Here is a 20,554-nt window from a genome sequence, read left to right on the forward strand (position 1 = left end):
CTTTATCGTCGATATCGAGTGGGCGGATAATCAATTGAAGGAAGCGCGGATTGTATCGACGTACGGCAAGGAATGCCGCCTGATCTATTCGCAGGCGCTAGAGGTGGAGGAAGAGGACGGCACTCTGATCCAAGGGAATGGTTCGTTCGCGACGGTGCTCAATGGCGTGTATACCGTTAGGATAGCTTCCTAATTCCTGCATTGATTGAATCGTCACGCGGCTTGCTTGGACAGCGAGCTTGTGTACATGGGGCGGGACTGCTGGAGCCGGGCAGGGCATAACGGATTTCATTCTTTATATGCTATAATGTTGGCAGTGAATTAGCGATAAGACAATGAAATAGGTGGTGCAGTACATGCAAACTCGCATGCAAGCTCTTCATGAATATATGAACGAAAGATCGATGGATGCACTGTTGGTTACGCTGCCGGCTCACGTCTTCTACTTGACGGGCTTTCGGAGCAATCCGCATGAGAGGTTCTTAGGCCTTGTTCTGGTTAAGGGTGAATCGCCGTTCCTGCTTGTTCCCGCCATTGACCTGGAAGCTGCTCAGGCAGCCGCCAAGCAAATCCCTCATATCTACACGCATGCGGATACCGATAATCCGTATGAGGTTCTGAGCAAGCTGCTGCCAAGCAAGCTGAGCAAGTTCGGGCTGGAGAAGAGCCACCTGACGGTGAGCCGTTTCGAAGCGTTGTCTGCTGCAGCAGACGCACAGGCGTACGTCGATATTGACGAAGTGCTGCGGTCGATGCGCGTCATTAAGTCGCCAAGCGAAATTGTTATGATGCGAAGAGCGGTGCGGATGATCGAAGATGTGCTGCATGCCGGAATCGCGCATGTAAAGCCGGGTGTCAGCGAGCTGGATCTCGTTGCCGAGCTCGATTATCGGATGAAGAAGCTTGGCGCCGATTGTCCTTCCTTCGACACGATGGTGCTGGCAGGCGAGAAATCGGCCCTGCCGCATGGCATACCGGGCGACCGGAAGGTGCAAAGCGGCGAGCTGCTGCTGTTTGATCTTGGCGTGTACGTGGACGGGTATGCATCGGATATTACGCGTACGTTTGCCGTTGGAGACGTGAATGATAAGCTGAAGGAAATCTACGAGACGGTGTTATCCGCTAACCTGAAGGCCATTGAAGCGATTCGGCCTGGCGCGACGCTTGCTAGCATAGACCGCGCTGCCCGGGATACGATTGCAGCCAAGGGCTACGGCGACTACTTCATGCACCGTCTGGGTCATGGGCTCGGGCTCGATGTTCATGAATATCCGTCTGTACACGGTCAGAACGAAGAACGGCTCGCAGCGGGCATGGCGTTCACGGTTGAACCGGGCGTCTATGTAGCCGGACTGGGCGGTGTACGTATTGAGGACGATGTGATCGTGACCGAGGATGGGGTCGAAGTATTGACGGCCTTCCCGAAGGAGCTTACCGTGATCGGCTAGCTGAGGCACTGCGTCTGGAACGACCATCCTTACATCCACGGGGGTAGATCCTATGGGCAGTTGGTTTGATACCCATGCTTCGGCCGTGTTCAAGGCCTATTCACCTTCCCACTTTGCTGCTCTTGCCAGCTTCGCAGGTCTGGTACTCCTGTTGTACCTCTGCCGGCATTGGTTCCGTCAGGGGAGGAGAAGCCGGAATGGCCGGTATGTCTTGGCTGCTGTGCTTGTTCTATCGGAGATTACGCTCAATGTCTGGTATGTGACCGGCGGCATTTACAATCCTAAGGATACGCTGCCGCTTGAATTATGCAGTATTTCCTTATATTTGTGCATCTTCATGCTGCTGTTCAGAAGCAGGATCGTGTTTCAGATCGCTTACTTTGCCGGGATCGGCGGTGCAATTCAGGCGTTGTTGACGCCAGCACTGTATTATGGCTACCCGCATTTTCGGTTTATCGAATTTTTCACCGCTCACATCGCCATCATTCTGGCCGTGCTCTATATGGTGTGGGTGGAGGGGTTCCGGCCAACGCTGAAATCTATCGTGCTGACGATGGGCTTTTTGAATGCGCTGCTGATTGTCGTATATCTCATCAATGCTGCTACCGGCGGCAATTACATGTTTCTGGCCAGAAAACCGGATACAGCATCTCTGCTGGATGTCCTCGGCCCATATCCTTGGTACTTGCTATCGATGGAGGCAGTGGCTCTGGTGCTCTTCTTCATTCTTTACCTGCCGTTTGCAGCGTTCCCCCGGACAAGAGCGGAGCGAACGGAAAGACAGGTGTAGAGGATATGGGAAAACAATTCATGACCAGCTGCAGCCGCGCTCTCGTACGAGAGCGCGGCTGTTTTTAATAGATTGAGACGGACCCGCGACATTAATTTGATATGCAAAAGCAAAAATGTTCTATATCATTTCATGTCCGAATTGAACTATAATGATGCCAAATCGAGGAAAGCAGGTGCATCAGAATTGAGTCGAAAACTTCGTTGGGGCGTTATCGGCTGTGCCGGTATTGCGGTAGGCGCGGTCATCCCAGGTATTAAACAATCCGAGACAGGCGTGGTAACCGCCATCGCCAGCCGCGGGCTTGAGAAAGCCGAGCAGACGGCGGCTAAACTAGAGATCCCCAAAGCCTATGGAAGCTATGAGGAGATTTTACAAGATTTCGATATTGATGCCATATATATTCCACTGCCGAACCATCTGCACATGGAGTGGAGCATCCGTGCGATGGAAGCAGGAAAGCATGTCCTCTGCGAGAAGCCGATCGCCCTTAATGCGGCAGAGGCGCAGAAGATGGCAGACGCGAGCAGGAAGGCGGGCGTTCATCTGGCGGAAGCGTTCATGTATCGCTTTCACCCGCGTTATGACCGGATGAAAGAAATTATCCGTTCCGGGGAGATCGGCGAGCTTCGCGGGATTCATGGAACGTTCACCTTCAATAATGCCGGAGACAGCAAGAATGTGCGCTATCGCAAGGAATGGGGCGGCGGCTCGATCTATGATGTCGGCTGTTATCCGATCTCCGCAGCGCGGCTTCTCTTAGACGCCGAGCCGGAAGCGGCAACGGTGCATGCCCTATTATCGCCGGAGCATGACTACGTCGATATGATGGCTTCGGGTATACTCGAGTTTCCAGGCAGCGTCGCGCTTACGTTCGATTGCGGCATGTGGGCTGCGTTCCGTAACACGCTTGAAGTGCTTGGAACGACAGGACGGATCGAAGTACCGTCGGCCTTCATCGGCGATGCGAGCTTTATTGTCCATACGAATGACGGCAAGCGGGAAGAGCAGCAGCCGGCACTGAATCAATACGCGCTGCAGGCGGATGATTTTGCCCGGGTTGCATGGGGTGAGCAAGCGGCACGGTTCGCTCCCGAGGATGCCGTGGCTAATATGAGAATCATCGACGCTTGTTTAGAATCAGCCGAGACGCGTAAGCGCGTTCAACTTTAGAAGGGGGACATACGAAAGATGAAAACAATTGATTTGCCAGGCTTGAAGCAGGGCGTATCCCGCCTGATCATGGGCTCCGATTATTTTTCACCGGAAGTATTCGAGCTGGTGTGTACGAACATGGATGCGTTTACAGCCATCGGCGGCAATACGGTCGACAGCGGGTTTATCTATGGCGGCGGCAAGAGCGAGCAAGCGATCGGCATGTGGATGGAGGAACGGAAGAACCGCGATACCTTTAACGTCTGGACGAAGGGCGCTCACCCCGACCATAATGGCTCGCGCATGTCCAAGGCTGCCATCGAGGAAGAGCTGAAGATCAGCTTGGAGCGGCTTCGCACCGATTACATCGACGTATACGCTCTCCACCGCGATGATCGGAACGTTCCTGTCGGTGCGATACTGGAATGGCTGAACGAGCATGTGGAAGCAGGCCGGATTCTTGCCTTCGGCGGATCCAACTGGTCGACGGAACGGCTCGAGGAAGCGAACCGTTATGCAGCTGAGCATGGTCTGCGCGGCTTCGACTTCAGCAGTCCCAACCTGAGCCTTGCCAAAGCGAAGGAGCCTTTCTGGAGTGATTGCGTGAGTGTGGACGAGCAGGCGCTGGCTTGGCATGAACGTTCGGGTCTGCCGATCTTCTCCTGGTCCTCGCAAGCCCGCGGCTTCTTCACGGGACGCTTCACGCCGGAGGATCGCTCGGATGCGGATTTGGTGCGCGTATTCTACAATGATGCGAACTGGGAACGTTATTACCGTGCCGAGAAATTGGGTAAAGAAAAGGGTGTTACGACGATTCAGATCGCGCTGGCTTACGTGCTTAGCCAGTCATTCCCGACGGCTGCCATTATCGGCCCGCGGAATGAAGCGGAGATGAAGTCTTGTCTCGAGGCAACCAACATTCTACTGTCCCAGGAGGAAATAAGATGGCTGGATCTACGGACTCCCTAATTGAGCTGTGGCCGGACGGGGCCCCCTTTGCAGAAGGTACAACGGATGAGGACCGTCCGGCACTAACCCCATTCTTGGCCGAGAACGGCGGCCCTGGAGCGGTTATTGTCTGCCCTGGCGGCGGATATGCCGGACGGGCGGATTACGAAGGCGATCCGATCGCACAGTGGTTGAATACGCTCGGAATTCACGCATTCGTGCTGCGGTATCGTGTGGCGCCCTACCGGTTTCCAAGTGCGCTGACGGATCTCCAACGGGCGATCCGGTATGTTCGCCACCGCGCGGAGGAGTGGGGCATCGATGCGGCTAAAGTAGGGGTGCTCGGTTTTTCGGCAGGCGGCCATCTATGCTCGACCGCGGGAACTCATTACGATCTAGGGATGCCCGGCGCAGCCGATCCGATCGATCAGCAATCCTGCCGTCCGGATCTCATGGCCCTCTGTTACCCTGTCATTACGATGCAGCCTCCATATGCGAATCAAGGATCGGTGCATAACTTGCTCGGTCCGGAGCCGGAAGAGCGTATGATCAAGCTGCTCAGCAATGAGCTGCAGGTGACGGCGGATACGCCGCCGGCCTTCATATGGCATACATCCGACGATGAGGCCGTACCCGTCGAGAACTGTTTCCTCTTCGCTTCCGCGCTGCGGAAATCCAGTGTACCCTTCGATCTGCATGTGTACGAGAAGGGGCCGCACGGTCTCGCGCTGGCCGAGCAGGACGAGCATGTTGCTACCTGGACGACCGTATGCGGCTTGTGGTTGAAACGGTACGGCTTCACCGGGTAACGGAAATTATACGATCGCAACAATAAGCACAATGGCTGGACAGGCCCTCAAACCTGTACAGCCATTGTGCTTATTCGTTCTGTCGCTGTCTTCTTCAGCGTCCAGCGGAGCGGTCGAATGATCCTGAAGAAGCGTTAGCGTTCACCTTGTTTAAACAACAGCGATCGTAAGAACATTCGACTGTGCAGTTCTGCCGCCTATACATTCTTACGTATCTCGGATGGCGTTACAGCTTTCATTTTCTTAAAGATACGGCCGAAGTAGGTCATGTTGGAGAAACCGACATGGCCTGCGATTTCGGTCACGGACAGACTGGTTTCGAGGAGCAGCCGCTCCGCTTCATTAATCCGCAGCAGGTGCAAATATTCGATCAACGTCTTCCCGGTCACTTGTTTGAACACCCGGCAGAAGTGATTCGGGCTTAGATTCACCATCCGTGCCGCTTCGGTCACGGTGAACGTATCGGCGAATCGATCTCGCAGCACATGAAGCAGTGAAGAGAGGTCATGTCCCTTGTGAATGCGCGCGGCAGGCTGGTTCACATTCTGGACCGCATACTGCTTGGCATAGCGGAAGAATAAGCCGAACACCCGAAGAAGCTCGGCTTTCACCAGAAGCTCATAACCTGGAGCCTTCCGTTCAAATTCGGCCAGCAGCCGCTCGAACGATTCATTGATCTGATCCATGAACGGGTCGAGCTTCTTCATCACGCTCGGCCACTTCATCCGTTGATTCAAATAAGGCAGGAAGTAATGGAGCTCCGTAATATCCAATCCGTTTCCGCGCACGAGCGCTTCATTAAACACAATACAGACAAGCCGGGTGTCCGGCTCTAGACTGGCAGCACCATGCAGCTGCTTCGAATTAACGTAAGCAAGCTCTCCCTGATGAAGCTGCTCGTAACCCGCATCGATTTGAATACGGGTCTTGCCCGACCTCACGAATATCCATTCCATATGATCATGCCAGTGCAGCGGAAAGCTGCTGACAAAAAAAACATTAATGGGAAATGTCTGATCGGGAATGAGCGTGTTTTCCTTTAATGGACTAACCGTCATCTCTAGACCCCCTGTATCATACAATTCTATCAAGATATTTCAAACACATACGATTGTCAACGTTTTCTTCGGATTAGAATCATAAGATCGTATGAATAAGTCGTAATTTCGTTTCTAGCTTGGCCGGTTTCTATTTTGTACGATAGGAAGAGTAATGTTGATTAGGCGTGAGCGTTGCAGGCACTTGAGCAGGCTTGTGCCAATCCATGGAAGGGATGGGAGCAGGAGCATGATCAAACATCGCGTTATCGTTGCAGGCTGCGGAGGCATGTCGAATGTATGGCTTGACTATGCAGCTCAGCGGGAAAATGTTGAAATCGTCGGGCTTGTTGATATATTCGAGGACAGCGCGAAGGCGATGGCAGAAAGAAGAGGACTGCAGGTTCCGACGTTTACCGAGCTGCAGACGGCCATCGAAGAGACCAGGGCTGGATTAGTTTTTGACGTTACGGTTCCAGCAAGTCATAAACAAATCGTAACGACTGCATTGGAAGCGGGCTGCAGTGTCTTCGGGGAGAAGCCGATGGCAGAGTCGCTGGAGGATGCGCAGGAGATCGTGCGAATCTCACAGCAGACAGGCAATCGTTATGCCGTCATGCAGAACCGCCGTTATTTGAAGCGGATTCGCCCGCTTCGCGACTTTCTGGCCTCCGGAACGATCGGTACGGTCGGCTCGGTTCATGCGGATTTTTTCATTGGGGCACATTTTGGCGGTTTCCGCGACGTTATGGATAGTCCGCTCATCGTGGACATGGCGATTCACACATTCGACCAAGCGCGCTTTATTAGCGGTGCTGACCCGGTATCGGTCTATTGTCACGAATACAACCCTCCCGGCTCCTGGTATAAAGGGAACGCATCGGCGGTTTGCATCTTTGAAATGAGCGATGGTTCGGTGTTCACCTATCGGGGCTCCTGGTGCGCGGAAGGCATGAATACGACATGGGAAGCGGACTGGCGGGTAAACGGGAGCCGGGGTTCCGTTCTCTGGGATGGAGCCGGCGAGCCTGTCTGCGAGGTTGTGGACGAGAGTGAGTCACCGGCATTTATTCGCTCCATGAAGAAGATGAACGTGACGGAGCTGTGGGATGGACGAGAAGGGCATTACGGCTGTCTGGACGAAATGTTTGCCGCGCTTGAATCGGGCCGGCCGGCAGAGACGGATTGCGCGGATAATATTAAAAGCGTCGCGATGGTCTTCGGCGCGGTGGAAAGCGCGAAGACCGGTCAGAAGGTTTATCTGTAAAACAAAGAGCGCGGACATCGCCTTGGCGATGTCCGCGCTCTCTTCGTATACCCTTCTATCGTTACAGCCAATCTAAGACCGGGCCAACCATGGGAAGGAGGAACAGATTCTTCAAGGTAGCCTGCCAGAGGCTTAAACTCTCGGTTGGTTTAATCCGAACCGTATCGAAGTCTGTGTATGTGACCGAATCGGTATAAAATCCATGAGTGCTTTGCAGCAAATAGTCGTGCATCTTGCTGGTATCATTAATCGTATGAATGTAGGTTATGATGCCGGCCCGTTTCAGCTGTTTCAGAAAACGCGTCTTGGCAAGCGTCTCCGGCATGGTGACGGCATCGACACGGGGGTTGTCCCGTACGAATGAGAGCACCTGCTTCGGAGTATCGGGCGACATGTACAGCGTGTAAATATAGGACGGGAATGGGAACAGCGCGTCAACCTGACGGTACATATCCTGATTGTATACCTGAGGAATAATCCTCTGCAGCAGGGAGATATCCTCCTCGTCCGCCGCTGTGATCATGGTTTGGAACTGCTTCTCGACGAGACTCGGTTCCATGTCCTTCGTATCTGTAATAAAATAGATATCGGGATATTTCTCCAAGAGACCGAGCAGATCGTTAAAATCGAGAATCTGGTACGCTTTATGCACCTTAAGTGATTTAATTTCAAGCAGCGTTAGCGGCTTTCCATCTAACCCCTCAGGCGGCGCTTCCTGCTCAAACCGTTTGTACAGATAAGGCTGCCAGTCGTGACGGGAAACTAAATAGTTATCGGACGTAAGCTGCAGGTCTACTTCGAATAAACGGTGGCCCTTCTTGTAATTGTGCTCAAAAGCTTCCAGAGTATTCGTATACGTATGAGAATCGATCTCTCCCAGCCCATGCGCGACGAGCTTATAATTCGTCCATTCCGGGGCAGGATCACGATTCTTTGCAGCATCTACGGATACCGTGAACAGTAAGGTTATGGCCAAAAAAAACTTTGCAAGCATAATGGATTCCTCCAGCAGTATTCAGGTATTGCTTCCTCTACCTGCCAGGCAAGTGAAGCTCTCTTCTCTATTACCCTCTTTATATGATAATCTACTAGTATAGTTACTCTCTATGATAATCTAATCGTATGAAAAAATGGAAGTAGGAGATGACAAATTGGGACAATTTTCTGCTTATGAAGGTACATATCAGGGTGAGAAAGCCATTTGGTTAACAGCTGGAGCCTATGAAGCGGCAATTCTGCCGGAAATTGGAGGGAATCTGATCGCATTCCGCGATGTGGAGAAGGGGTATCGTTTTCTCCATGAACCAACGGAAGAGGAGATGCCTTCCTTCAAAGCAAGGCCGATCATTCATGGCATTCCGGTGCTGTTTCCTCCAAACCGCTACGAGGACGGAAAATTTCCATGGAACGGGAAGACCTATCAGTTTCCGGTTAACGAGGCGGAAAGGGGCAACCATATCCATGGATTCGTCTCCGATACGCCATGGGAAGTAGAGGAGTTCGGCCGCACGGACACAGGGAGCTACGTTACGGTCGCTCTGACTGTGAATGAAGAGCACGCGGTGTACGCACACCTGCCTCATCTATTCACCCTCAGACTTCGCTATACCCTAAGTGCTGACGGCTTGTCCCAGCACGTATTTGTCCGCAACAACGGGAAGGACGCGATGCCTTGCCTGCTGGCATTCCATACCTCGGTTAATGCGCCGTTCGCGGCTGACGGATCGGCGAAGGATTACCGCGTCAAGCTGACGATCGGGCAGCGCTGGGAGATGAGCGAGCGCATGCTTCCTACAGGCAAGCATCAGCCGCTTACGGCGGACGAGCTTCAGCTGCAGGGAGAAGGCGTCTATCCTTTCTTCGAAGAGATGGACAATCATTACACGGCTGTTGCTCAGAACGGCCGCAACCGGATGGAGCTGACCGATACCAAGCTGGACATCACGCTCGTATATGATGTGGGAACCTCGTATAAACAGTGGATGATCTGGAATAATTTCGCGACGGAGGGTTTCTTCTGTCCGGAGCCGCAAATCAATCTGGTGAATGCCCCGAATATCGATCTGCCGGCTGAAGAAGCCGGTTTGTTCAGCCTTGCGCCGGGCGAGATTTGGGAAGAGGCAGCCCGCTTCTACGTGAAATAAGAATAGGATTGCGCAGTAAGCCTAGGACCTCTGACGGCGAACGTCAGAGGTCCCTTCATTAAATTTATAGAATCGGAAATAGGTTTAAAGAATCAGTAAGAGCTGTAATTGAAATGAAAGAAAAATGTAGAAATTTGGTTTAATAATTATCTGAAAAATTTTATAATGTAGAAAACACAGTTTATTCCTAGTTCATTGCGGGAAGGAGCGGGAATAAAGGCTTTTAGAGGGAAAGTGAGGACAAACCGGTATGACACCAGAAGAAAAGCCCAGCTATATAACCGAGTCACATGAGCTGTGTAGGAGAAATAATATCATAGCGGATGTCATGCCCATGTTTAATCAATTCTCCCGCGCGGAGCTCGAATCCAAGCTGGCCAAGTACGACGAGGTGCTGGCCGTTACACAGTATTTTATGGACAAGCTGTTAGAATCCATTCCAGAACGGATGCCTTTGCTGGTAGCCGTGTGCGATCACGAAGCGACCATCCTGCAGATCGCGGGAGACGAGAGCATCAAGAGCATGATGGACGAGGTGGGCTTTAAAGTCGGGGTAGGTTTTTCGGAGGAGATTACCGGGACGAATGTCGTCAGCTTGTCGCTGCGTCACCGTACCCCCATACAACTGATTGGCGCAGATCACTTTCATACTATTTTTCACGGCTCCACTTGTTATGCCGTACCGTTCAAGTATTCGGAGGATGACCGGATGATCGGATCGATTGCCATCATGACGACGGTGAACCTGCATAATCCGCTGTTCATCTGCATGCTGCAGACGACGGTGGATTCGATTGAGCGAGAACTCATGCTGCGGAGGCAGAATAAACAGCTGCACATTCTGAATCAAATTATTATGGAAACGAAGAAGAATGCAGCTATTCTTACGGACAAGGACGGCTTCATTACCGAGCTGAACGGTTCCGCAGCCGCGAATTTCGATCTTAGACGCGTGGAATTGATCGGGCAGTCCGCGTTTCAGCTCCCTTACCTGGGATACTACTTCCAAGAAGTATTGCGTTCTGGCATGCGTTATGAAGATGTAGAGGTGTGCCTCGAGGACTACAATTTAGTAGGACTGTTCGATGCCAATCCCATTGTGGACGAGAGCGGATATGTCATCGGGGCCTATGGTCAATTCCGGGACATAACCGAGCGATACGAGGCGGAAGCCAAAATCAACTACATGGCGTATCATGACGAGCTGACATCGCTTCCGAACAGACGGATGTTCATCCATTCGGCGCAAGTCGAGATGGGCCGCCACGATCGCGCCGCTGACGACCAGCTGGCCATCGTATTCTTGGATATGGACCGATTCAAGCTCGTGAACGATTCGCTGGGACATACGGAGGGCGACCGTTTGCTGAAGCAGGTGGCCGTCCGGCTGAAATCCTCGATCAGGGAGCAAGATGTCGTGGCTCGAATGGGCGGCGATGAGTTCATGTTTTTGCTTAAGGGAATACAGGGCGAGGAAGAAATCATCGACATGGTGGATGGTATTCTGAAGTCATTCGAGAGGCCGTTCATCGTAGGCGGGAGCGATTTTCACGTGTCGGCCAGCCTTGGAATCGCGGTGTATCCGAAGCATGGCGAAGATATCGAAACGTTGATGATTCATGCCGACAGCGCCATGTATCAGGCCAAGTCGAGCGGCAAGAACAAATTTACCTTTTTCCACCCGCATATGCGGAATTTGACGAATGAACAGCTCGCACTCGAGACGGCCATGCGCAAGGCGCTTGCCTTAAATCAGTTCACGCTCCATTACCAGCCGCAGATTCAAATACGGACCGGGAAGCTGATCGGGATCGAAGCACTGCTTCGTTGGAACCACCCGACGATGGGAGCGATACCGCCTAGCCGGTTTATACCGGTGGCAGAGGAGACAGGGCTTATTCTCCCTCTGGGCGAATGGGTGCTTGCGGAAGCATGCCGCCAGAACAAAGCCTGGCAGGACGCCGGTCATCCGCCTATCCGTGTATCTATCAATCTATCGGCCGTCCAATTCGAGAAGAAAGATATGATTGATGCGATTCACAGCATACTGAAGGAGACGAAGCTGGATCCGAAATATCTGGAGCTGGAAATTACCGAGACGATGACGATGGACGTTTCCAAGACTGTGGAGACATTGAAGCAGCTGAGAGAACTCGGTGTCCAGATCGCAATGGATGACTTCGGCACCGGATACAGCTCGCTTAATCATCTCAAACGCTTTGGGCTGCATCGGCTCAAAATCGATCAGTCGTTCGTGCGCGATATTATGACGGACAGCAATGATGCAGATATCGTAGGATCTATTATCTTGATGGCCCATCGTCTCGGACTGCTCGTTATTGCTGAAGGGGTCGAGAATAAGGAGCAGTTCGAATTTTTGCAGGCGCATGAATGCGACGAGGTACAGGGCTTCTATTTCAGCAAACCGCTGCCGCCTGAAGAAGTGGTACGGATGTTCTGAATCACAGGCTGGCCAAGCACAATGAAAGGAAATGCGATTCTTAAAACAGAGAGGAGTTGTCCCCGTGGAGAGTGTCGCAGCTTTATTGGCAAAGCATTTTAAGAAATGGAATATATCACACATGTTCGGCGTTCCCGGAAAAGCGATTCTGCCGATCATCCAAGCGGCTGATCAGGTAGGCATCCAATTTGTATTAAGCAGCCACGAAGGCGCGGCCGGCTTCGAAGCGGCTGGCTACGCATGGGGGAGGCAGACCCTTGGGGTATGTCTGGGCACCTCGGGTCCGGGGGGGACCAATCTGGTGACAGCAGCAGCGCAGGCCAAAGCTTCGAACATGCCGGTTCTGATCATAACAGGCCATCCGACGATGAAAGGGACGGGGGTCGGACTTGGCCAGGACGCGTCGCCCTTCGGTACGGACATTGTGAAGGTGCTTGAGCCCGTCACCAAATTCAGTATGCGGCTGGAACGCGGGGATCTGCTGGAGATTTATTTGAAGCATGCGCTGGATCACGCTTTTATCGGGGTTAAAGGTCCGGTACACCTCTCCATACCGTTCGATGTATTCATGGAACGCATCCCGCCATTCGACCTCGATATTCCGCAGGTCCCGCTTACGAGCTCGGATAATTTGGATAAGGTCATCGCAGCAATCAAGGCGGCAGAGAGACCGGTCATACTGGCGGGTAAAGGCGTGCACAGCGCCCAAGCTTATGCCGAGCTGCAGGAGGTGGCCGAGCGCTGGGATATTCCGGTCATGACGACCACCAGTGCCAAAGGCACATTCCCGACCGGGCATCGGCTGTCGCTTGGAGGTCTCGGTCTCGGCGGAACGCCCCATGCCGATCAATACCTGGAGGATGGCGTTGATCTGATGCTGGTGCTGGGCACCAAGCTAAGTGACATGACACTGTCGGGCTTCAACATGCAGACTATGCTCCCGGCCGAGGTCATACAGTTCGATTATGATCCGATGTTCGTCGGCAAGGCCTTCCCTTGTCCAACTGTGTCGGTGCTGGGCGATATTAAAGCCAATTTGAGGGGGATGCTTAACCGGCCGGCGGAGGAGCTGTCGGATGAGCATGTGCCGCTATCCGTGCGCGTTCCTTACATTGCCCCATCCGATTCACAAGGGCCTCTTATCGCAACGGGTGATGCCATTCGCGCGCTGCAGGCAGAGCTGCCCAGAGAAGCCGTGCTGTTCGGAGACTGCGGCAGTCATACGTTCTATGCCATCCGTGATTATACGATTCACGAAGCAGGCACCTTTATCTTCGATAGTCTGTTTGGAGCCATGGGCCATGCGATCGGATATTCGGTGGGAGCGAAGCTGGCTAGGCCAGATTTGCCCATTGTGTGCTTGACCGGCGACGGCTGCATGCTCATGCACGGTACCGAAATCTCCACGGCCGTCAATTATGATGCGCCGCTAATCTTCGTAGTCATCAACAATGGGCGCCTGGATATGGTGGAGAAAGGGATGGTGAAGTATCTGGGGAAGGCGATCGGAGCAGTCTACAACAAGCCGATTGACGCCGCCATGTTCGGGGAAGCGCTTGGCGCCCGCGGATACCGTTGTTATACAGTCGAGGATATTCGGCATGCGGTGAAGGAAGCGTTAACCAGCTCTTATCCGTCTGTAATCGATATTATTGTAGATCCGTTTGAGACGCCTCCGACCATGAAACGATAAGCTGATGCTTTCGAAGCGAGTTTTGTTTCCTCCGCTCCTTGGGAACCGAGTGACATCCACAATACTTTTAGGAGGGTGATATCCATATGCATGAGAAGGAAGAAAGTCAAATGCAGGCCTACCGCCACCGCAAAGGGCTTGAAGTATTGGATGATATGATGGGTGCGCAGGGACAGGCTGCTTATGAGCAGATGAAGCAGCTTCATCCGGATTTTGCCGAAATCTTAATTGGCCTGTTCGGTGACTTCTACTCCCGTCCCGTACTGGACAAGAAACAGAAGGCGCTGGTGACCCTGACGACACTTATTACGCAGATTGCCCTTCCGCAGCTTAGGCTGCATACGCGGACCGCGTTGAATGCAGGGCTTACGGAGAGAGAAATAACGGAAGCGGCCATTCAGTGCATCCCATATGTTGGGTTTCCAGCGGTCACGAATGCGATGCAGGCCATTCAGGAAGTACTGCAATCCGGCCCGACCAACGAATAATACGGTAATTGACAGCGTACCCCTTAGATGACGGCGGAATTTCTGGTATCCGATGTCGCTTCTAAGGGGTTGTTTATGTGCAGCAATGGGTCTAAGCTGTTAATGAGATGGTAATAAAACGGTTACAGAGTATGAATAAGCATGTGAACTATACTCTGAATGTCAGAAACGGGAAGTGATTGTGCCTTGAAGTCGCAAAGGTTGCTTGTGCATTATTTGAGAACGAATTGGCATTATTACGCGGTGGCTGTCGGCTGTACGATGGTTGCCAACGTGATTCAGTCGTATTACCCGAAGCTGATTGGCAACTTCACGGATCAGCTGAAGCTCGAGCAATTGACCCGAGATTTGATCATTGACTATAGTCTGCTGCTGCTCGGGGTCGGTTTAGGATTCGGTCTGCTTGCGGGGATCGGGCAGTATCTGATTATGCGGCTGGGAAGAAGGTTCGAATATTACACGCGGAACAGGCTGTTCGATCATTTCACCACACTGGGAGAGAGTTATTATTCCAAGAACGGCGTCGGCAAGCTGCTCAGCTATGTGATGAACGACGTAACTGCTGTTCGGGAATCGATCTCGGCGGGTGTGAACCAGACGGCCAATGCAACGATGCTTATCCTATCCTCGCTCGTCATGATGCTGATCAGCCAGATACCTCCTTTGCTCATTGCCGTCTGCATGCTGCCGCTGATCGCAATCCCTTTTATCGTTATTCGTATCGGACCGCAAATTAAGCAGCGCTCGCGTACCGTCCAGGAGTCGCTCGGTCTGATGACGGAGTCGGCCGAGGAGCAGTTCGGCGGCATACGGGTGACGAAGAAGTTCGCCGTGGAGCCGATCATGAGATCGCGGTTTGGCGAAACGGTGGATCGGATACGCGACAACCAGCTCAGCTTGGTACGGATATCCTCGTTATTTCAGGCAATCATTCCTTTTCTTGGCGCCATATCCGTCATTGTCACGCTGGCGTTCGGAGGGTATTTAGCGATACAGGGTCAGCTGACGATCGGACAATTCGTTGCGTTAACGCTGTATGTCCGGATGATGGTCGGGCCTCTGCAGCAAATTGGCAACGTTATCAATACGATGCAGCGGTCGCGAGCGTCTGTGGAGCGGCTCAACAACCTGCTGGTCATGAAAGGGGAGATACAAGAATCGGAGCTTGCCAAAGCCGTCGCCTTAGATCGCACGGGCATCCGTATCCGGCATCTCTCATTCACGTACCCCGGCGCATCGAAGGAAACGCTTCATGATATCGATCTGGATATTGAGCCCGGCAGCACCATCGGCATCATCGGCAAAACCGGCAGCGGAAAAACGACGCTCGTTAAGCTTCTCCTTCGTGTGTACGATCCGCCCTCACAAGCCATTCTGTTCGGGGACACGGATATCCGCGAGATGACGCTGGAAAGCTTGCGCAACCAGATCGGTTATGTGCCGCAGGATGGCTTTCTGTTCAGTACGACGATACGGGATAACATCTCATTCTTTCGAAGAGATTCCTCGATGGACAAAGTCGAGAACGCCGCCAAGCAGGCACAAATTTACGGCAGCATTGTTTCGTTCCCCGAGAAATTCGAGACCAAGCTGGGTGAGAGGGGAATTACGCTATCGGGTGGACAGCGGCAGCGGACGAGTCTGGCCCGGGGGCTGATCAAGAATGCGCCGATTCTCATTCTGGACGACAGTGTCAGTGCCGTCGATGCGGTGACGGAGACGAGCATCATCGAGACGATTCGCAAGGAACGCCGCGGCAAGACAACGCTCCTGATCGCCCACCGGATCAGCGCGCTCAAGCACGCGGATGAAATCATCGTGCTTGACGAGGGGCGGATCGTCCAGCGCGGGACACACGGCGAGCTGCTCACCGTTCCGGGGATCTACCGGACACTCCATTCCATTCAAGAGGAGGGGAGCTCATATGTCGAAGGAAAGCAGTAAACGAGGTCCAGAGGCCGTCAGCGATCCGGCCGCCGGGATGACGAATGCGGATGAGAAGAGAAGGGACGGAGCCGCCTTCCGGATTCTCGCCAGCTATGCGAAGCCGCACCGGCTCACGTTCTTCTGGGTCGTATGCTGCGCCATAATCGCGATCGCTGCCGATCTCATGCAGCCGTACTTAATGAAGATCGCAATCGATGACAATTTAATGGTCGGGAAGAATGATTTCGGCACCATTCTAGAGATTAGCGGCATATTCCTCATTCTTTCTGTAACGGGCCTGCTGTTCAGCTACCTGCAGAACAACCTGCTGCAGTTCGCCGGGCAGAGCATCGTAGCGCGAATCCGCAAGGAGCTGTTCGAGCATATTTCAAAGCTGTCCATGTCGTACTTTGACCGTGTTCCGACGGGCAGCCTGATTACGCATGTGTCCAGCGATACCGAGACCGTGAGCCAATTCTTCACCCAAGTGCTGCTGAGCGTAGTGCGCGACGGATTAACGCTTGTTTTCATTATCGTGCTCATGTTTCATCTGGATTCGACACTGGCCTTATACTGTATGATTCTGCTTCCGATTATCGCCGTTATCGCAATCAGCTTTCGCACCTATATGCGCAAGACGTACCAGCTTTCCCGAACGCAGCTGTCCCGGCTTGTGGCTTTCGTTGCGGAGAATCTGGCCGGCATGAATCTCATACAAGTCTTCCATCAGGAGAAGGAGCAGCAGGAGCAGTTCACTAACCGCAACAGCTCGTACTTTCGGGCTAACCTGCGGGAAATCCGGACGAACGTCCTATTCAACCGTTCCTTCGACATCCTGGGCAATATGTCCGTCGCCTTCGTGACATGGCTGGGGGGCATGGCGGTGTTTAACAAAAATATGGAGTTCGGCGTATTGTATGCGTTCATCACTTACATTCGGTTATTCTTTCAACCGATCAACGCCATCACGCAGCAGTGGAACACGCTCCAATCGACGAATGTATCCGTACAGCGGATCTGGTCGATCTTCTCGGTCGTTCCGGACATACGCAGCAGCGACAACCCGCAGCCGATCCGGCTGGAGGAGGTTCAGGGACGCATTGATTTCAACCATGTGACCTTCGGCTATGAGGCGGGTTCACCGATCATTAAAGATCTTGATCTTCACATCCGGCCTGGCGAAATGATTGGAGTCGTGGGTACGACCGGAGCGGGGAAGAGCACGATGATCAGCCTGCTCTGCCGGTTCTATGATGTTCAGTCCGGCAGCGTCCTGATCGACGGGAATGATATCCGGGACATCGCGCAGCCCCAGCTGCAGCGCATGATCGGTCTGGTCCAGCAGGAGCCGTATCTATATTCAGGGAGCATCATCGACAATGTCCGGCTGTTCGACGAATCCATATCGCGGGAGGATGTCGTTCGCGCCTGCAAGTTCGTCGGAGCGGACCCGCTGGTCCAGCGGATGAAGGATGGATATGACACGAGGCTATCCGAGAGAGGAAGCGGATTGTCGGCCGGCGAGCGCCAGCTGATCTCATTCGCACGGATTATCGTATTTAAGCCGAAGGTGCTCATCCTCGATGAGGCAACGGCTAATCTGGATTCGCAGACCGAGCAGCTGATCCAGTCGGCGCTGAATGTCGTGTCCGAAGGACGTACGACGCTCGTCATTGCTCATCGGCTGTCGACGATTATGCAGGCCGACCGCATCCTGGTTATGCGCCAGGGCGAGGTCGTCGAGGAAGGGACGCACCGGCAGCTTCTCAACCAGCATGGCTACTATGAACAGCTGTATATGCACTCGCAGGGTAAAGTTAATTATGGCGCCTAATGCGTGAGCGCAGAATCAGATAAGCGGCCTATGCGCGACGAGGCATATTACTTTGGCTTGACGCCTTTCTTGTAAGCGGCCGGCGTCAAGCCGGCGATCTTCTTGAACATCCGGTGAAAATGCGGGAGACTCTCGAAGCCGCATCGCTCGGCTACGATTGCAATACTGTCATCCGATTCGATGAGCAGCTCTTTGGCCCGAATAATCCGTTTCGTCGTCACGTATTCCGTTACATTCATGCCGGTCAGCTGTTTGAATACGCGGGAGAAATGGGCAGGTGTGACGTTCGCATGCCGCGATAAGGAGGCAAGGCTTAAGTTGCTTTCGAGCTGGTTATCCATATCTGCGAGCAGGTGCTGCATCCAACGAGGCCCGATCGTCGATTCGGTGAGTCGCGTCTCCTGGTCCGGCGCAACCGAGCGCGTAATCTGCAGAAGAATATGCTGGACATGCAACAAGACGGCATGACGGTATCCGGGGCGGGCTTCCTCCATCTCCCTGTGGATCGTATCGATGCTGGTTGTAAGCGTCCCCCGCTCTGATAAGGGTGTGCCAATCTTATAGGTTTTGCTTCTCTTGGCATGATCGAAGCATCCGATCAAGGAGAAGGCATCCCCAAGATACGTATTCTGCAGCAGAATCGGGCTGAAGAACAGCGCCGAGGATGTTATGGGGTTGACAGAGTCGGGAAAGGCGCGGTGGATCGTGTTGCCCGGAATGAGGAATAGATTACCCGGCTCCATTTCATAGAAGGTTTGATCGATAAAAAAAGTTCCTTTCCCTCCATAAACGAACACAAGCTCATACCAATCGTGCAGATGATCCGGAAGCTCGCTTTGCGAGCTTTTGGTGTCTTTATAGACGAATGCGAATGGAAATGGCGAATTCGCCTCAAAATGTTTGCGTAACGGATTCATCGAAATAACACTCCAATGTAAGATGGATTCAAGCTAAGAGCAAAAGAGCAGAGCAGGAAGAATGATTCTGGAGAAGCGTTAGCTCGGGCGCCTTTGTTCCCGGATATCAACCTATTGTTCTCATTCAGGAATATCCGGGAACAACAGCGATCGGAAGAACATTCAGCCTGTGCCGCTGCGTTGCTTTCATCATTCGTTCAATATCAATGGAGCACCTACTCCTTGAGAATATCAAAATCGGTTATAAATGTGCAAGAATACGCTATTTTATTATTTGATATTGTTGGTACAATACAAGGAGAAGAAATTTAGGCTGAGAGGAAGAATGCGATTATGCTAATCGGTATTTCAAAATTGATATCACCCGAATTGTTGAAGACGCTTATGGAAATGGGGCATGGAGACGAAATTGTGCTTGGCGATGCGAATTTCCCGGCTGCGAGCATGGCTAACAAGCTGATACGCTGTGACGGCCACTCGGGACCAGAGCTGCTGGATGCCATCTTGAAGCTGTTCCCGCTCGATGTCTATGTGGATCATCCGGCCGCACTCATGGAGGTCGTTCCCGGCGATCAGGTAGAGACGCCGATATGGACAACCTATGAGGACATCATTGCGAAGAACTCGTCCATCAAGGAGCCCTTCGAGTTTGTGGAGCGGTTCGCCTTCTACGAGCGGGCTAAGCAAGCTTACGCCATTGTTGCGACAGGCGAAAGCGCGCTGTATGCCAACATCATCTTGAAAAAAGGCGTTATCAAGGAGCTGTAGATCATGATGCGAATTGATGCCCATCAACATTATTGGAAGCTGGATCGCGGCGATTATGGATGGCTGACGCCGGATACCGGCATTCTATACCGCGACTACCTGCCGAATGACTTGCTTCCGCATTTGCGGGAGCATCGCGTGGACGGCACCATTCTGGTACAAGCTGCGGCAACGCATGAAGAGACCGACTACATGCTGTCGCTGAGCGATTCGACGGACACGATTCTCGGCGTAGTTGGATGGCTCGACCTGCACGACCCTGCTTACCGGGAGCATTATGAGCGGTTCAGCCGTCATTCGAAATTTGTCGGCTTCCGCGTCATGATTCAAGATATGCCCGATGCCCGTGAAGTGCTGGAGCCCGATGTTGTCGAGGCGCTGACGTACTTCGCGCAGAAGGACGTTCCCGTCGATCTGCTCGTCGTTTCCCATCAGCTGGACGTGGTTGTCGAGCTGCTTGAGCGCGTGCCGGGTCTGCGCGGTGTAATCGATCACATCGCCAAGCCACGAATCGCCGACGGCATCCTCGAGCCATGGCATAGTCAGATGAAGGCCATTGCGAAGCATCCGAAGATCTATTGCAAGCTGTCCGGCATGGTGACGGAGGCTGACCATACAACGTGGAAGCCCCAAGATTTCGCGGCCTATATTCGACCCGTCCTCGAGATGTTCGGACCCGGCCGGATTCTGTTCGGCAGTGACTGGCCCGTGTGTCTTCTGGCGGCAGACTACGGTCAAGTGGTGGACGTGCTGGAGCAGGCGCTGCCGGAATCGTATACGGAGCAGGAACGTGCCCAGCTGTTCGGGCTGAATGCGAAGCAATTTTACAAATTATAGCCTCCGTTCCGGGGCTGAAAAGAGGTAGACAT

Annotated in this window: 18 protein-coding genes; 15 read left to right on the top strand and 3 right to left on the bottom strand. The window is 53.0% G+C overall.

Annotation, left to right across the window (positions count from 1 at the left end; translation table 11 throughout):
- Window positions 1-13 precede the first annotated feature (13 nt).
- The 6 genes from NNL21_RS13915 to NNL21_RS13940 all read left to right on the top strand — a co-directional run bounded on the left by NNL21_RS13915 (window position 14) and on the right by NNL21_RS13940 (window position 5,150).
- Window positions 14-193: a hypothetical protein gene (locus tag NNL21_RS13915; protein ID WP_373567566.1), complete on the top strand. Its 180-nt coding sequence runs from the start codon at window positions 14-16 to the stop codon at window positions 191-193.
- 163 nt (window positions 194-356) lie between these two features.
- Entirely contained in the window at window positions 357-1,448 is a 1,092-nt protein-coding gene (locus NNL21_RS13920; RefSeq protein WP_204819560.1) for a M24 family metallopeptidase, read from the top strand.
- A gap of 52 nt (window positions 1,449-1,500) precedes the next feature.
- A complete protein-coding gene (locus NNL21_RS13925) occupies window positions 1,501-2,238 on the top strand; it encodes a YwaF family protein (RefSeq protein WP_204819561.1) in 738 nt (245 codons plus the stop codon).
- Between the two features lie 186 nt (window positions 2,239-2,424).
- On the top strand, window positions 2,425-3,411 hold the full coding sequence (locus NNL21_RS13930; RefSeq protein WP_256555219.1) for a Gfo/Idh/MocA family protein: 987 nt from the start codon (window positions 2,425-2,427) through the stop codon (window positions 3,409-3,411).
- Window positions 3,412-3,429: 18 nt separating this feature from the next.
- Complete coding sequence (locus NNL21_RS13935) at window positions 3,430-4,362, top strand: aldo/keto reductase (protein ID WP_204819563.1); 933 nt, start codon at window positions 3,430-3,432, stop codon at window positions 4,360-4,362.
- The gene (locus tag NNL21_RS13940; protein ID WP_204819564.1) at window positions 4,338-5,150 is read left to right on the top strand and encodes an alpha/beta hydrolase; all 813 of its coding nucleotides are present in this window, start codon (window positions 4,338-4,340) and stop codon (window positions 5,148-5,150) included. The genes NNL21_RS13935 and NNL21_RS13940 overlap by 25 nt, the downstream gene beginning before the upstream one ends.
- A 197-nt stretch (window positions 5,151-5,347) precedes the next feature.
- Here NNL21_RS13940 and NNL21_RS13945 read toward each other — a convergent pair whose 3' ends face one another.
- Window positions 5,348-6,208: an AraC family transcriptional regulator gene (locus tag NNL21_RS13945; protein ID WP_204819565.1), complete on the bottom strand. Its 861-nt coding sequence runs from the start codon at window positions 6,206-6,208 to the stop codon at window positions 5,348-5,350.
- A 229-nt stretch (window positions 6,209-6,437) separates the two neighbouring features.
- Between NNL21_RS13945 and NNL21_RS13950 the strand changes: the two genes are divergently transcribed.
- Window positions 6,438-7,454 carry a Gfo/Idh/MocA family protein gene (locus NNL21_RS13950; RefSeq protein WP_204819566.1) on the top strand — a complete coding sequence of 339 codons (1,017 nt, stop codon included), beginning with the start codon at window positions 6,438-6,440 and terminating at the stop codon, window positions 7,452-7,454.
- A 61-nt stretch (window positions 7,455-7,515) separates the two neighbouring features.
- Here NNL21_RS13950 and NNL21_RS13955 read toward each other — a convergent pair whose 3' ends face one another.
- On the bottom strand, window positions 7,516-8,448 hold the full coding sequence (locus NNL21_RS13955; protein ID WP_204819567.1) for a phosphatidylinositol-specific phospholipase C/glycerophosphodiester phosphodiesterase family protein: 933 nt from the start codon (window positions 8,446-8,448) through the stop codon (window positions 7,516-7,518).
- Window positions 8,449-8,584: 136 nt separating this feature from the next.
- Between NNL21_RS13955 and NNL21_RS13960 the strand changes: the two genes are divergently transcribed.
- The 6 genes from NNL21_RS13960 (at window position 8,585) to NNL21_RS13985 (ending at window position 18,000) form a co-directional block, all read left to right on the top strand.
- Window positions 8,585-9,598 carry an aldose 1-epimerase gene (locus NNL21_RS13960; RefSeq protein ID WP_204819568.1) on the top strand — a complete coding sequence of 338 codons (1,014 nt, stop codon included), beginning with the start codon at window positions 8,585-8,587 and terminating at the stop codon, window positions 9,596-9,598.
- A gap of 334 nt (window positions 9,599-9,932) precedes the next feature.
- Complete coding sequence (locus NNL21_RS13965; RefSeq protein ID WP_256555221.1) at window positions 9,933-12,059, top strand: EAL domain-containing protein; 2,127 nt, start codon at window positions 9,933-9,935, stop codon at window positions 12,057-12,059.
- Window positions 12,060-12,123: 64 nt separating this feature from the next.
- A complete protein-coding gene (locus NNL21_RS13970) occupies window positions 12,124-13,752 on the top strand; it encodes a thiamine pyrophosphate-binding protein (RefSeq protein ID WP_204819570.1) in 1,629 nt (542 codons plus the stop codon).
- A gap of 86 nt (window positions 13,753-13,838) precedes the next feature.
- A complete protein-coding gene (locus NNL21_RS13975) occupies window positions 13,839-14,240 on the top strand; it encodes a carboxymuconolactone decarboxylase family protein (RefSeq protein WP_204819571.1) in 402 nt (133 codons plus the stop codon).
- A gap of 186 nt (window positions 14,241-14,426) precedes the next feature.
- Window positions 14,427-16,184 carry an ABC transporter ATP-binding protein gene (locus tag NNL21_RS13980; RefSeq protein ID WP_204819572.1) on the top strand — a complete coding sequence of 586 codons (1,758 nt, stop codon included), beginning with the start codon at window positions 14,427-14,429 and terminating at the stop codon, window positions 16,182-16,184.
- A complete protein-coding gene (locus tag NNL21_RS13985) occupies window positions 16,165-18,000 on the top strand; it encodes an ABC transporter ATP-binding protein (RefSeq protein WP_204819573.1) in 1,836 nt (611 codons plus the stop codon). The genes NNL21_RS13980 and NNL21_RS13985 overlap by 20 nt, the downstream gene beginning before the upstream one ends.
- Before the next feature lie 47 nt (window positions 18,001-18,047).
- On the opposite strand, the gene NNL21_RS13990 is transcribed toward NNL21_RS13985, so the two are convergent.
- The gene (locus NNL21_RS13990) at window positions 18,048-18,917 is read right to left on the bottom strand and encodes a helix-turn-helix domain-containing protein (RefSeq protein WP_204819574.1); all 870 of its coding nucleotides are present in this window, start codon (window positions 18,915-18,917) and stop codon (window positions 18,048-18,050) included.
- Between the two features lie 333 nt (window positions 18,918-19,250).
- Here NNL21_RS13990 and fucU point away from each other — a divergent pair, with 333 nt between their 5' ends.
- Both fucU and NNL21_RS14000 read left to right on the top strand, forming a co-directional pair.
- Window positions 19,251-19,685: an L-fucose mutarotase gene (fucU, locus tag NNL21_RS13995; RefSeq protein ID WP_204819575.1), complete on the top strand. Its 435-nt coding sequence runs from the start codon at window positions 19,251-19,253 to the stop codon at window positions 19,683-19,685.
- A 6-nt stretch (window positions 19,686-19,691) separates the two neighbouring features.
- Window positions 19,692-20,522, top strand: coding sequence for an amidohydrolase family protein (locus NNL21_RS14000; RefSeq protein ID WP_204819653.1), 831 nt, complete (start codon window positions 19,692-19,694; stop codon window positions 20,520-20,522).
- Window positions 20,523-20,554: the final 32 nt, after the last annotated feature.

Source organism: Paenibacillus mendelii (assembly GCF_024498075.1).
Taxonomy (GTDB): Bacteria; Bacillota; Bacilli; order Paenibacillales; family Paenibacillaceae; genus Paenibacillus_Z; species Paenibacillus_Z mendelii.

What these genes read in the sequence shown, in the direction of transcription:
- NNL21_RS13945 (WP_204819565.1), bottom strand. Translation starts at nt 6,208, where the DNA reads ATGACGGTTAGTCCATTAAAGGAAAACACGCTCATTCCCGATCAGACA.
- NNL21_RS13940 (WP_204819564.1), top strand. Translation starts at nt 4,338, where the DNA reads ATGGCTGGATCTACGGACTCCCTAATTGAGCTGTGGCCGGACGGGGCC.
- fucU (WP_204819575.1), top strand. Translation starts at nt 19,251, where the DNA reads ATGCTAATCGGTATTTCAAAATTGATATCACCCGAATTGTTGAAGACG.
- NNL21_RS13965 (WP_256555221.1), top strand. Translation starts at nt 9,933, where the DNA reads ATGTTTAATCAATTCTCCCGCGCGGAGCTCGAATCCAAGCTGGCCAAG.
- NNL21_RS13955 (WP_204819567.1), bottom strand. Translation starts at nt 8,448, where the DNA reads ATGCTTGCAAAGTTTTTTTTGGCCATAACCTTACTGTTCACGGTATCC.
- NNL21_RS13950 (WP_204819566.1), top strand. Translation starts at nt 6,438, where the DNA reads ATGATCAAACATCGCGTTATCGTTGCAGGCTGCGGAGGCATGTCGAAT.
- NNL21_RS13990 (WP_204819574.1), bottom strand. Translation starts at nt 18,917, where the DNA reads ATGAATCCGTTACGCAAACATTTTGAGGCGAATTCGCCATTTCCATTC.
- NNL21_RS13960 (WP_204819568.1), top strand. Translation starts at nt 8,585, where the DNA reads ATGGAAGTAGGAGATGACAAATTGGGACAATTTTCTGCTTATGAAGGT.
- NNL21_RS13985 (WP_204819573.1), top strand. Translation starts at nt 16,165, where the DNA reads ATGTCGAAGGAAAGCAGTAAACGAGGTCCAGAGGCCGTCAGCGATCCG.
- NNL21_RS13975 (WP_204819571.1), top strand. Translation starts at nt 13,839, where the DNA reads ATGCATGAGAAGGAAGAAAGTCAAATGCAGGCCTACCGCCACCGCAAA.
- NNL21_RS13935 (WP_204819563.1), top strand. Translation starts at nt 3,430, where the DNA reads ATGAAAACAATTGATTTGCCAGGCTTGAAGCAGGGCGTATCCCGCCTG.
- NNL21_RS14000 (WP_204819653.1), top strand. Translation starts at nt 19,692, where the DNA reads ATGCGAATTGATGCCCATCAACATTATTGGAAGCTGGATCGCGGCGAT.
- NNL21_RS13920 (WP_204819560.1), top strand. Translation starts at nt 357, where the DNA reads ATGCAAACTCGCATGCAAGCTCTTCATGAATATATGAACGAAAGATCG.
- NNL21_RS13925 (WP_204819561.1), top strand. Translation starts at nt 1,501, where the DNA reads ATGGGCAGTTGGTTTGATACCCATGCTTCGGCCGTGTTCAAGGCCTAT.